Source organism: Streptodolium elevatio, from assembly GCF_040649515.1.
GTDB lineage: Bacteria > Actinomycetota > Actinomycetes > Streptomycetales > Streptomycetaceae > Yinghuangia > Yinghuangia elevatio.
Map to the genome: position 1 here is coordinate 12,080 of NZ_JBEZFP010000070.1, position 12,964 is coordinate 25,043.

Sequence of the window (12,964 nt, forward strand, 5' to 3'; positions counted from 1 at the left end):
GGGGCGGGGTCAGGTTGGGGGAGTGGGGGTCAGGAAGTTGAGGATGGCGGCGGTGGTTTCGGTGGGGAATTGGGCGTGGGGGTAGTGGCCTGCGGCTTCGATCATGTGGAGGCGGCCGCGGGTGGGGGGCATGGCGGCGACGATGGCTTCGCCCTCGGCTCGCGGGTCGGGCCAGTCGGGGTCGAGGGTGCCTTCGATGATGAGGGCCGGGCAGGTGACGGCGCCTAGTTGGGCGCCTGCGTCGGTGGGGGCGGCCATGCCCATCTTGGCGACGACGGCCATGCGGCCGGGGCGGCTCAGGTCGGCGTCGAGAGCGGCGATGTGTTCGGCGTGGCCGGCGGGCTTGGCGCCCGGGTAGGCGTGGTCGAGGTAGCGCTTCCACAGCTTGGTGCTGCGCAGGAGGCCGGTGCCCAGGAGGAGGAGCATGCCCTTGCGGTAGCGGGAGTTGGTGCGGAGCGCCTTCGCGTCGAGCTTCTGGGCGCGGGTGAAGGGGCCGATCTCGACGATGCGGCTGACGAGCGTGGGCTCCAGCGCGGCGGCGATCGTCGCGGAGCCGCCGGCGAAGGAGTGGCCGACGACGACGGCCGGGCCGCCCAGGTGGCGGACCAGGGCGAGGAGGTCGGCGGCCGTGTCGGTGCGGGTGTACGACGGCCAGCCGGTGTTCGAGTCGCCGTGGCCGCGCAGGTCGACCGAGACGGCGCGGTAGCCGGAGTCGGCGAGCAGCGCGGCCATCTCGCGGAACACGCGCCGGTGGTCGCCCATGCCGTGGGCCAGGACGACCAGGGGGCCGTCGCCGACGGCGTCGTAGCCAAGGCGGCCGTCTGGGGTGTCCAGGAACTCGGTCATCGCGATCCTCGGGGTCTGCGGGCGGAGGCGGCCCCGAGACTACGGGGCGGCGGGCGCACGCAGGCTGCGACGCGCTAAGGGGCCACGAGTTCGCGCTCCAGGGGGGTGCGGAAGCGGGGGGTCACGCGTACGTCTCCGATCCACGCGGCCGTACGCTCCGCCTCGGCGGCGACCGCCGACTCCGCCTCGCGCCCGGCGTCCTCGAGGAGCCGCCACACCACCGAGCCGTCCGCGCGCTGCGCCCACCCGCCGATGACGCGCCCCTGCCACCACACCGTCGGGCCGACGTTGCCGGAGCGGTCGAACAGCGACGTGCGGAAGGACGGTTCGAGGTACCAGTCGCGCTGTTGCCAGCCCATGGGAGTGGGGTCGAGCGCGGGGAGCAGCGCGGCGCGCGGGGGCGTGGGCGCGGCCGCGGACTCGGCGGACAAGGGAGAGACGTCGTCGGGGAGGACATAGCCGGTGTCGCCGCCGTCCAGGGAAACCGCCGCGGCGCCTATGGTTTTCAGCGCGGACCGGACGTTGCCGAGCGTCCAGCCCGTCCACCACTTGATGTCGGCCTCGGTGCCCGGACCGAATGCGGCGAGCCACGCGCGTACGAGGTCGGCCCGGGCCTCGGGGACCGGCAGGTCCGGCTGCGGGGCGGCGGCCGCCCAGCGGTACTGGCTCGATGTCCACGTCCCGCGCGGGCGACCCCGGACGATCGATCCTTCCATCGACAACTTGCGCAGCACCCGCATGCTCGCGGTCTGCTCGGTCTCCCACTTGGTGCCGACCCCGTAGACGACGGCGGCGCGCAGGCGTGGTTCGAGCTCGGCCAGTTCGGCCCCGGTGGCGTCGGTCAGCGAGGCCAGGTGGGCGACGACGGAGGCCTCCACCTCGTCGAGCCAAGCGGCCGCCACGGTCGCGCCCGGTTCCGTGCCGAAGCCCAGCTTGAGCATCTCGGTGCGTTCCTTCGCGGCGATCGCGGCCGTCGTGGAGGAGTGCACGATCGGGACCAGCGCGGCCGGGAGCACGAAGACGGTACGGCGCATCCCGAACATCCGGACGAGGGAGCGCTCGTCGTACAGCGCCTTCTCGATGTCGGACGCCGCCGCCGTGGAACGCGCGGCCACCGACAGGAACACCGTGGCGGGATCGGTCGAATGCAGCGCGACCAGCGCTTCCGCGACAGCGGTCGGGTCTACCGCGCGCGGCGGGTCGGCGAGCAGGTGGCGCCGGGCGAGCCGGGCGCGGCGCTCGGCGGTGTCGATGTGCCGCACGGGGGCGGGCGCGGCGGGGACGGAGGCCATGACGGCAGCTTCGCATGCCGCGCTGACAGGCGGCGGGCAGAGCACCGCGCTCGGGCCTGAGTGCTCAGGAGCGGTCGGCGGTCCCAGGGCAGTCGGCGGTCCAGCAGCGGTCGGCGGTCACGAGCGGCCGCCCGCGGTCTCGCCGTACGCCTGGAGCAGGTCGGGCAGCCGCAGCGTGGTCAGCTCCTCGCGGTCCGGCTCCCCGGGGAGCACGACGAGGCGCAGATCGCGGTACGCGCACGCCTTCTCGTACAGCGTGCGCACGAACCGCGCGTTGCCCAACTCGTCGATCCAGCCTTCCTCGCACACATGCGCCGTGATGCTGCGCAGTTCGGCCACGCAGTCCTCGTCCCACACGTCGCCGCACGAGGCCGCGAGGTGGTCGGCGATGCGCGCGAGGTCGGCCGCGCCGTAGCTGGGGAACTCGACGCGGGCCGTGAACCGCGAGGTGAGACCCGGGTTCGAGGTGAGCAGGCGGTCCATGCCCTCCGGGTAGCCGGCCAGCACGATGACCAGCCGGTCGCGGTCGTCCTCGGCGCGCTTGAGCAGCACCTGCACGGCCTCGTCGCCGTACGCGTCGCCCTTCGCGTAGCCGTTGCCGGCCAGCGCGTACGCCTCGTCGATGAACAGCACGCCGCCGAGCGCCGAATCGACCAGCTCGCCGGTCTTCACGGCGGTCTGCCCGAGGTACTCGCCGACCAGGTCGGCCCGCTGCGCCTCGACGAGGCGGTCGGTCTCCAGGAGGCCGAGCGCGTGGAAGACCCGGCCGAGCAGCCGCGCGACCGTCGTCTTGCCGGTGCCCGACGGCCCGGAGAAGACGAAGTGCCGCTTCGGGGCGACCGAGGGGAGGCCGCGCGCCTCGCGCAGCCGAGCCATCCGCATCTGTGCCGACAGCGCCCGGACCTGCTGCTTCACCGGTTCGAGGCCGACCATGCGCTCCAGTTCGTCGAGGGCCGCCGACAGGTCCTCGGCCGCGGCGGCCGCGGACGACGCCGAACGGCCTTGCCGACCGGGACCGTCCGGTCCACCCGGTCCGCCGAGGCCGCCGCGCCCGTCTGCCTGGACGATCGCGACCTCCTCGGTGTCGGCGCCGTCTGCCCTGTCCACCCCTTCCGCACCCTCGATGCCACTCGCACCGTCCGTGCTGCCGACGCCGTCACGCGGAACATGAAGGTGGCCGGTGCCCGGCGGGCCGCTGCCCGCCTGCCCGTCGCCACCCGCACCGCCATTGCCGCCCGGGCCGCTGCCGCCGCTGCCGTTGCCGATCGGTGCGGGGGAGTGCGGCACCGCCGGGGTCCCGCCGCTCGGTGTGGCGTCCGCGACGGCGGCGTCGACGAGCGCGGGCCCGTTGAGGCGCGCGGTGGCGTCGAAGAGGTACTGCGTGGGGGCGGCGTCGGCGCTTTCCGCGGCCAGTTCGGTCAGGCGTACAGCGGTGTCCATGAACGCGGGGTCGGCATGGTGCACGGCACGGTAGAGGGGGAGCGCGGCGGGGGCGCGGCCGGTTTCCTCATACGCCCTCGCGAGCCAGTAGCGCAATTCCTTGCGCTGCGGGTGCTCCGAACGGCAGCGTGCCAGGGCGGTGGCCAGGACGTGTTCGGCCTTGTCGTACAGCCCGAGCCGCACGCGGGCCATGCCGCCGAACAACCCGGCCTCGACACCGAGCAGCGGATCGTCCTCCAACCCGGTGGTACGACGCAGCAGTTGCTGCCAGTCCTTGCCGAGGTACGCGCGGCAGGCCAGCAGAAAGCGCGTCGCCGGGTCGGTGTCCGGCGGCGGGCAGTGCGACAGCGCCTTGTCGAGTTCGGGCAGGTGTCGGCCGTCCAACCAGTGCGACGCGTGTGCCAGCGACAGGTCGCGTGGCGTCTCCAGCACCAGTTGCACCCACCACCCGAGCCAGTACCAGGAGTTGAGGGGACGGCCGAACTTGGCGCGCTGCTGCCCGAAGCGGTCCCGGTGCGTGTGCATCGCGACGACCGCTCCGGCGACGTCGACCTTGAGCGCGTGCAGCCCGAGCCACGCGTCGGCCATGCCCGGGTCCAGCTCGACGGCCGTGCGGAACTCCAGCTCGGCATGGCCGTATTCGCCCGAGACGTACGCGTCCATGCCGCGCAGCCAGGCCTGTTCCGCCGTGCTGCCGCAGCGCGGCGCCCGTTCGGTGTGCGCCATGTCGGCTCCCCTCCCGACCCCGACCGTGCCGAGCGCCCGGGCGGCGCCCGGGGCCGGTACGGATCGCCCCTGACCCGGACGTGTGACGTCCGCGTCGTCCCTGGTTCTCCCCGTGCTCGTTGCTCCCCTTGGGGTCTTGCCCCGCACCGCGTGCGAACAGTCCCCCAACTGCGGTGTCTCCGCCGACCCGTGCCCGCTCGCGGGACCTTCCGAGCGGTCGGCCGGTCGGCGTGCCATCGATGTCCGGTGTTGCGGTGGTTCGATGGTATTGGCAGCGCACGGCGGGACGTGTGGCGCGACCGGGCGGCGGCCCTGACGGTCACCCAAGGTGCCCGGATCGCCACGCAACCGCTATCGCATGGTACCCACGAGGATGCCCGGGGACCTGCCTGTCGCGGGGGCACGGGTCGCAGGTTGACCGCCATCGGGTGAGCGTGCGCGCCGGGCGTACCCCGGTGGCGCGCTGCCTGCGCGCCCCCGGGAGAGCTGACGCGGGCGTGTTCGCGCCGATACGGTCGGTACATGGGCATCGGTGGCGACCCGGGATCCGCCGGGGCCGGGGGACAGCCCCCGGCCCGTTCCGGTGACGGCGAGAGTGCGGGCGCACCCGTACCGGCGCCGGGCACCGCGGGCCGGGAAAGCGCAAGCACGGGCAGACACATTCGGACCGGCGGCATGGCGGCCGGGAAGGCGGTCGGCAAGGCGGGCAACGCGACGGGCCTCGCGGCCGGTTCGGGAGCGGCGGTGGGGAAGGCGGGCACGGTGGCCAAGGTGGCCAAATCGGGAACGGTCGGGGCCTCGGGCGTGGTCAGCTCCACCCAGGCCGCGGGCACCGGCACGCGCGAGACGGTGCGGCCGCTCCCGGTGAAGCGCCGGGTACGCGGCGGCACGGTGGCGGCGAGCGAGGGACGTACCGAACCGGCGGTGACCGTACCGGCACCTGACGAGTACTCAGAATGCCTGCCCGGTACGGACGATCAGGCCGGTCCCCCGGCGGACACCGACCGGGCCGCGGTGTCGGATGCGGCAGCCGGACTGCCGACGCACACCGAAATCGAAGTCGGTGCGGGGACGGGCCCCGAGCGGGCCGCCGCCGCCCGCTCACCCGCCTCGTCCGACCGCAGCGCGCTCGACGATCACGACCGCGCCGCAGGCCGGATCGCGGACCAGCGCGGTTCGGGCGACGGACGATCCGCCACCCAGGCGGCCGGCGCGGAGCTCGGCCTCGCCCGCGTCTGGCTGCCCGCCGTCACCCAGGCCCTCGCGCTGGCGACGCGGCTTGCGGAGGCTGTCGCGGAGGCGGGCGACTCGGCCGGCGAACTCAAGTACCGGGCCGACCTGTTGCGCGACCTGCTCACCGGGCGGCTCGACGACCCGGACCGGCTGCCGCCGCACGGGCTCGCGACGCTGCTGAACCGCCACGTGACCGTCCTGGTCGCCGAGCCCGATCCTCTACCCGACGACAACGCCGCGACCCTGCGGCGGCACCAGGACGCCCTCGCGGCGGCGTGGACCGCGGCCGTACGGGCCGCCGACCCCGACGCCGTCGTGTCCGGGTATCCCGGGGAGATCGTCGCGCTGATCTCCGTGCCGCAGGGCTCCGCAGCCCGCGACGGGACGGTGGCGATCGGCCGCGAGGCCGCCGCGCGGGTGCGGGCCGCGTGCGCGCGGATCCGGCGTACGTTCACCACCGGCATCAGCCGCCCGGTGCGGGGCATCGAGGCACTGCCCGCCGCGTACGAGCAGGCCCGTCGCGCGGTGGCGGCCGGACGCCGCCTGCAAGGCCCGGGTGCGGTCACCGACTTCGACCGCCTCGGGGTGTTCCGCCTGCTCTCGCTGCTGCCCGCCGACGGTGAACTGGAGCGGTTCGCCGCCGAGGTCCTCGGCGCGCTCGCCGAGCCGCAGGACGCCGAGACGGCCGAACTGCGCCGGACCCTCCAGGTGTTGCTGGAGACCAACCTGAACGTCGCCGAGACCTCGCGCAGGCTGTACGTGCACTACAACACGCTGCGCTACCGCATCGGGAAGCTGGAACGCCTGGTCGGCCCGTTCACCCAGGACTCGCGCCTGCGCCTGGACCTGCTGATTGCCCTGGAGATCGTGCACCTGACGGACACCGCCCCGCCGCCGTCCTGACCGGCCGGTCCGTACCGGCCGTTCCGTACCCACCGGGGCGGCCGTACGCGCCACGAACGCACACCCGGTCGGCGGGTGGGCCCGACGCGGGCCGTGTGCTTGACTGTGTCAGGCATGATCGCGTCGGGTCGAGGCCGCTCCGGGCCGACCCAGTTCGGGAGGGGACACCGCAATGGCTGCGCTGTCGGGGATCAAGGTCGTCGAACTCGCGGGCATCGGCCCGGGGCCCTTCACGGGCATGATGCTCGCGGACGCCGGCGCGGAGATCATCCGCGTCGACCGGATCGGCACCGGAGCCATGCCGCACCTCGTGGTCGGACGTGGGCGCCTCGGCGGAATCGAGGTGGACCTCAAGCACCCCGAGGGCACCGAGACCGTGCTGCGCCTGATCGAGTCCGCCGACGTCCTGATCGAGGGCTTCCGCCCCGGCGTGACCGAGCGCCTCGGCCTGGGCCCCGACGTGTGCCTGGCCCGCAACCCCCGGCTCGTGTACGCCCGGATGACCGGCTGGGGCCAGGACGGCCCCCTCGCGCCGCGCGCCGGACACGACATCAACTACATCTCCATCTCGGGTGTCCTGCACTCGTTCGCGCGGGCGGGCGAGCGCCCCGTGCCGCCGCTCAACCTGGTCGGCGACTACGGCGGCGGCGCGATGTTCTGCGCGTTCGGCATCCTGGCCGGCGTCATCGAGGCGCAGCGGTCCGGGAAGGGCCAGGTCGTGGACGCCGCGATGACCGACGGCTCCGCGGTCCTGTCGGCGTTCATCCACGGCATGCGCGGGATCGGCGGCTGGGCCGACGAGCCGGGCACCAACCTGCTCGACACGGGCGCGCCCTTCTACGACGTGTACGTCACCGCCGACGACAAGTTCCTCGCGGTCGGCTGCATCGAACCGCAGTTCTACGCCCAGTTCCTGGCGGGGCTCGGCCTTGACGGCGAAGACCTCCCCGGGCAGATGGACCGTCCCGGCTGGCCCGCCCTCAAGGCCCGGTTCACCGAGGTGCTGGGCAGCCGCACGCGCGACGAGTGGACGGCCGTCTTCCAGGACACCGACGCGTGCGTCACGCCGGTGCTGAACTGGGACGAGGCGGCGGCGCACCCGCACAACAAGGCGCGCGGGACCTACGCCGCGACGGACGGCGGCGTGCAGCCCGAGGCCGCACCGCGCTTCTCGCGCACGCCCTCGAAGGCGGAGGGCGCCCCGGGCACCCTCACCCCGGGCCTGCTCGCCGGATGGGGGCTGGACCCGGCGCACGTCGCCAAGTTGCGCGAGGCCGGCGTCCTGAGCGGAATCGCCGACGACTGACCGTTTTTCCCGGTCGAGGCTGCCGCGCGCTTCGCAGGCGGCGGCGTTTCGTACGCCTGTACATGAACTGCGCCACACGTGCCGTACGCGCGGCCGGAGACTTCCCAGTCCCGGCCGCGCCGCACTTCCGGGACGGCGCCGGGCGTGCCCTCTCCCACAGCCCAGCACCGGAAAATGTCTCGCCAGGTGTACCGTCCGGACGGTACAGTTCCACCCATGAAGCGGGACCTCCTCCTCGACGCCGCCGAGCAACTGCTCGCCGAGCAAGGCACCACGGCGCTGACACTCGCGGCCGTCGCCACGCGCGCGGGCGTCAGCAAGGGCGGGCTGCTTTACCACTTCCCGACGAAGGACGCACTGGTCAAGGCACTCGTCCAGCGGTTGATCGACGAGTTCGACGCCGCGGTGGACGAGCGGGCCGACGGCTCCCCGGGCGGCTACACCCGGGCGTACGTCGACGCGACGTTCGACATCGTGACCGACCGGGACCCGCACCGGGCCCGGCGCCGCTGGGCGGTCGTCGCGGCCGCGGCCACCGCGTCCGCGCTCGCCGACCCACTGCGCGAGGCCACCCGGCGCTGGCACCGCCGCGACGACGACACCGATGTGGTGACCGCGCGCATCGTGCGCCTCGCCGTGGACGGGTTGTGGGAAGCGACGGACTACGCCCCCTTGCTGTTCGACGCCGAGGAGTGCGAGCAGTTGCGCCGCCGCCTTGTGCGGCTGCTCGAAGACCCCGGCGACACGTCCGAGGTGGCCGGCACCGCAGCCACCTGAGGCGGTGCCTGCCCGGCAGCGGCCGTTCGGCGCGATGCCGGCCCCGGCTCTGCGCTCGGACGGTCAGGACGTCAGGACGTCAGGACGACCGTTCGCCGCCGCGAACCCGCCCGCCGGCCGAATCGGTCCGCCTGATCCGCGTTCCGACGCTGCTGCTGCTGCCATCGCCACCGCCGCCACCCCTGCCGCGCTGCCCGCGCATGGTGGTTCCGACCGCTTCGCGCACCTGCCCGTACGGTCGGCGCCTCGCGCGCACCGCGTACTCCTGTTCTCCTGTTCTCCGCGCGTCCCACGTGCCCGCGACATCCCCGGAAGGGGCCTCCCCATGGCAGCCGACCCGGCGTCCGACGCCGCTCTGCCCACGGACATATCCGGAATCAACCAGGGAATCGACCAGGACGTCGACCAAGGGACGCACCCCAAGGCCGACCGAGGAGGCGACCCGCCGACGGCGCCGGGGACCGGACCCGGCGCCGGGCCCGAGCACCCCGACGACCCCGAAGGCGCCCGCGCGGTGCGCCGCGCCCGCCTCGGCATCGCCGGGACCTTCGCCCTGGCCGGCGGCCTGTGCGCCGTCTGGACCGTGCGGGTGCCCGCGCTGAAGGACAAGCTCGCCGTCTCGGACGGCCAACTCGGCCTGATCGTTCTGGCGTTCGGTATCGGCGGCGTCCTGACGATGGGGCTGATGGGCCGCCTGGTCGCGCGGTACGGCAGCCGCCGTCTGCTGCGCACCGCCGTCCCGCTGTGCACGCTTGCGGTCGCGGCCATCGGCCTGTCCCCGAACCTCCCGACGGTCATCGCCGCGGGGTTCGCCTTCGGCGTCGTGTTCGGCGTCACCGACGTCGCCATGAACACCCAGGCGTCACTGCTCGAACAGCGGTACGGCAGGTCCCTCATGGCCGGCATGCACGCGGGCTGGAGCCTGGGCGCGGTCACCGGCGGACTGCTCGGCGCCCTCGCCGCAAAGGCCGATCTCGGCTTCACCGCGTCTGTGGTGACCGCGGCCGCCGTGGGTGTGCCGGTGTCGCTGTGGCTGCGCGTCACGTACCTGCCCGATGCGCCGCCCGCCCGCGGACCGGCGGAGGAACACGCGCCCGGCGGGCCCACGGGCAGTTCACCCGACATGTCACCAGGCACATCCTCCGGCGCCTCGTGCGACAAGCGCACCGGCCGGGTGCGCGTGACACTGCCGTTGGTCGTCTACATCGCGGGCGCGATCGCATTCTGCGGCTACATGATCGAAGGTGCCGTCGCCGATTGGAGCGGCCTCTACTTGCGTGACACCATCGGGTCCGCCGAGGCGGTCGCGGCTCTTGCGTACCCGCTGTTCGAGGCGGCGACGGCGCTCGGCCGGCTCACCGGCGACCGCATCACGAACCGCTTCGGCGCCAGGGCCGTGCTGACCGCGTCGGGTCTCGCGGCCGGCATCGGTCTCGGTCTGGCGGTGGCGGCGCGCGGGACGGCGGCGGGACTTGCGGGTTTCTTCCTGGTCGGACTCGGCGCCTGCCTGATCGTGCCGCTCGCCTTCTCGGTCGGCGGCGCGCTCGGCGGCAGCGAACCGGCGACGGCGGGTGCGGCCATCGCCCGCATCGGCGCGATGGCGTACACCGGCCTGCTGCTCGGCCCTGTGGTGATCGGCTTCATCGCGGACGCGTCGACGCTGCGCATCGGACTCAGCACGACACTTGTGCTGGCCGTGGCGGTCGCCCTCGGCGCGCGGCTGCTACCGGGCAAGCGCCACCTCGACGCACACCCGCACCCGGCGGAGCCTGCGCATTCGGTCGGTCCCGCCCACCCGGCGGACGCGGGGAAATTGCCGGGATGATCCCAGAACTGCGTTCGTAATCGGCGGCTTTCGCCGATTACGAACGCCCCCGGTGACGACTCGCCTACCGTGTGGAGCCGCCGTGGGCCGGGACTACTCCGGGCCTTCCTGTCCCGGCCCACGGTCCGGCACCGAATTTCCCCCGATGCCGGCCGTGCCGCCGACCCAGCAAGGGACCGTCGTGGACGTCATACCGAGCACCGACACGTCAGGCATACCCGCCCAACCGACCGCGGCCGTCGCACCGGACGGCGAGTTCCCGGACGCCGAGTTCCCTGACGCCGGGCACCCGTACGCCGGGCGTCCGGACGCCGCCGACCCGACCAACGGCTTCCCGCGCCCTCCCGCCGACAGCACGCCCGCACCGTCCCGTGCGATGCGCCTGCTCGGCGAGACCGCGCCGGCCCGCCGCCGGGTGCTCGCGCACCCGATGTACCGGATGCTCGCCGACCCCGACGACGTCCGCGTCTTCATGGAGCACCACGTCTTCGCCGTATGGGACTTCATGTCCCTGCTCACTGTGCTGCAGCGGCACCTCACCTGCGTGACCGTGCCGTGGACACCGCGCGGCCACCCCGAGCTGCGGCGCCTGGTCAACGAGATCGTGCTGACCGAGGAGAGCGACCTGACCGGGGTCGGCCCGCGCAGTCACTTCGAGCTCTACATCGAGGCGATGGGCGCGGCCGGCGCCGACACCGCGCCCGTGCTCTGCTTCCTCGACCTTCTCGGCGACGGGCTGCCGGTGACCGAGGCCGTGCAGTTGTGCGGAGCCCCTCCGGACGCCGCGGCGTTCGTACGCCAGACGTGGCGCATCGTCGAGCACGCGCCCGTGCACTGCATCGCGGCCGCGTTCGCGCTCGGCCGCGAGGAGCTTGTGCCCCGGATGTTCGAACACGTCCTCGCGGCACCCGAGCCGACACCCGGACGGGACTGCGGGACAGCGCCCGATCCGGCGTCCGACCCGGCGCCCGGTCCTGGCCACGGGGCCGAACGAGCGGACTTCACCCTCTTCGCCGAGTACCTGCGCCGGCACATCGAGGTGGACGGCGACGAGCACGGCCCCATGGCACTGCGCCTATTGGAGGAGCTGTGCGGACTCCAGCCCCGCCGTTGGCGCGAGTGCGCGGGGACGGTGAGCGTCGCGCTCCGCTCGCGCGCGGCGCTGTGGGACGCCGTCGCCGAGGCGATCCGGGAACGCCGGGAGGCGGCCGCACACGGCCGGCACGCGGGCCTGATGCCGGCCTGATCCAGGCACGACACCCGGCCTGATCCAGGCGCGCCACACGGCTTGACCCAGGCGCGACACGGGCTTGGCACCCGGCCTGGCCCCGGTGTGACATCCGGGCGACTCCCGGGCCGCGGCGGTCCGCCGCCGCCTTCGTGCCGTGCTCGCGGCGTACGCGATGCCCCTCGTCGTCGGACGGACTCGCGTACGCCGCGCGGCCGTCACCCAAGGCGTGCGGGCCCGCCTCGGGCTAACTTGGGCGTTGTGAGCCACAACACCGATCTGTATCCCACCGACCGCCTCGCCGCCGCCGCGAAAGCCGCCGCCGAGGCCGGACTCGACGCGCTCCTCATCTCCCCGGGCGCCGACCTGCGGTATCTCACCGGCTACGAGGCGCTGCCGCTGGAGCGGCTGACCTGCCTCGTCGTCCCCGCCGCGGCCGACCCGTTCCTCGTCGTGCCGGGGCTGGAGAAGCCCGCCGCGGAGGCCTCTCCGGCCGCGCGCCTCGGCATCGACATCGCCGGGTGGGCCGAGACCGAGGACCCGTACGCCCTCATCGCCGGCCGCCTCCCCGGCGGTCTCGCCAAGGTCGGCGTCGACAACCACATGTGGGCCGAGAAGCTGCTCAACTTCCGCCGTGCGATGCCCGGTACGGAGCAGTCCCTCGCCGGTGACGTGCTGCGCGAGATGCGCATGCGCAAGACCCCGGCCGAGGTCGGGGCGCTGCGCGAGGCCGGGGCCGCGATCGACCGCGTGCACGCCCAGGTGGGCGAGTGGCTGCGCGCCGGGCGTACCGAGCGCGAGGTCGGCCGCGACATCGCGGATGCGATCATCGCCGAGGGCCATGTACGCGTCGACTTCGTGATCGTCGCCTCGGGCCCGAACGGCGCGAGCCCGCACCACGAGGTCTCGGACCGCGTTATCCAGCCGGGCGACCCCGTCGTGGTCGACATCGGCGGCACCACCGAGGACGGCTACTGCTCCGACGAGACGCGCACCTACAGCGTGGGGGAGCCGCCCGCGGACTTCACCGCGTACTACGAGGTGCTGCAACGGGCCCAGCAGGCCCAGCGCGAGGCGGTGCGTCCGGGCATCACGGCCGAGCAACTGGACGCCGTGGGCCGCGACATCATCGCGGACGCGGGCTACGGCGAGTACTTCGTGCACCGGACGGGCCACGGGATCGGCCTGGAGACGCACGAGGAGCCGTACATCGTCGCCGGGTCGCCGCTGGTCCTCGAACCGGGCATGGCCTTCTCCATCGAGCCGGGCATCTACCTGCCCGGCCGCCACGGAGCGCGCATCGAGGACATCGTCGTCTGCGGCGAGACCGCCGGCGAACCGGTCAACCACCGTCCGCACGACCTGGCCGTCGTGGGCGCCTGACGACC

Annotated in this window: 9 protein-coding genes; 6 read left to right on the forward strand and 3 right to left on the reverse strand. The window is 73.8% G+C overall.

From position 1 onward, the window contains the following. Positions 1 to 9: 9 nt before the first annotated feature. The 3 genes from AB0C36_RS24850 to AB0C36_RS24860 form a co-directional block, all read right to left on the reverse strand. Entirely contained in the window at positions 10 to 846 is an 837-nt protein-coding gene (locus AB0C36_RS24850; protein ID WP_358357586.1) for an alpha/beta fold hydrolase, read from the reverse strand. Between the two features lie 74 nt (positions 847 to 920). After that, positions 921 to 2,138: a winged helix DNA-binding domain-containing protein gene (locus AB0C36_RS24855; RefSeq protein ID WP_358357589.1), complete on the reverse strand. Its 1,218-nt coding sequence runs from the start codon at positions 2,136 to 2,138 to the stop codon at positions 921 to 923. Between the two features lie 117 nt (positions 2,139 to 2,255). Then, a complete protein-coding gene (locus AB0C36_RS24860) occupies positions 2,256 to 4,304 on the reverse strand; it encodes an AAA family ATPase (RefSeq protein ID WP_358357591.1) in 2,049 nt (682 codons plus the stop codon). A 675-nt stretch (positions 4,305 to 4,979) separates the two neighbouring features. On the opposite strand from AB0C36_RS24860, the gene AB0C36_RS24865 reads away from it, so the two are divergent. From AB0C36_RS24865 to AB0C36_RS24890, 6 genes are all read left to right on the forward strand, one after another. Then, positions 4,980 to 6,440, forward strand: a complete 1,461-nt coding sequence (locus AB0C36_RS24865) for a PucR family transcriptional regulator (RefSeq protein WP_358357594.1) — start codon at positions 4,980 to 4,982, stop codon at positions 6,438 to 6,440. 172 nt (positions 6,441 to 6,612) lie between these two features. Then, on the forward strand, positions 6,613 to 7,746 hold the full coding sequence (locus AB0C36_RS24870; protein ID WP_358357597.1) for a CaiB/BaiF CoA transferase family protein: 1,134 nt from the start codon (positions 6,613 to 6,615) through the stop codon (positions 7,744 to 7,746). A 216-nt stretch (positions 7,747 to 7,962) separates the two neighbouring features. Next, positions 7,963 to 8,523 carry a TetR/AcrR family transcriptional regulator gene (locus tag AB0C36_RS24875; RefSeq protein ID WP_358357599.1) on the forward strand — a complete coding sequence of 187 codons (561 nt, stop codon included), beginning with the start codon at positions 7,963 to 7,965 and terminating at the stop codon, positions 8,521 to 8,523. A 325-nt stretch (positions 8,524 to 8,848) separates the two neighbouring features. Beyond that, positions 8,849 to 10,348, forward strand: coding sequence for an MFS transporter (locus AB0C36_RS24880; RefSeq protein ID WP_358357603.1), 1,500 nt, complete (start codon positions 8,849 to 8,851; stop codon positions 10,346 to 10,348). Positions 10,349 to 10,529: 181 nt separating this feature from the next. Next, the gene (locus tag AB0C36_RS24885; protein ID WP_358357606.1) at positions 10,530 to 11,594 is read left to right on the forward strand and encodes a DUF3050 domain-containing protein; all 1,065 of its coding nucleotides are present in this window, start codon (positions 10,530 to 10,532) and stop codon (positions 11,592 to 11,594) included. A gap of 243 nt (positions 11,595 to 11,837) precedes the next feature. Beyond that, positions 11,838 to 12,959, forward strand: coding sequence for a M24 family metallopeptidase (locus AB0C36_RS24890; protein WP_358357608.1), 1,122 nt, complete (start codon positions 11,838 to 11,840; stop codon positions 12,957 to 12,959). The last annotated feature ends 5 nt before the right edge of the window (positions 12,960 to 12,964 follow it).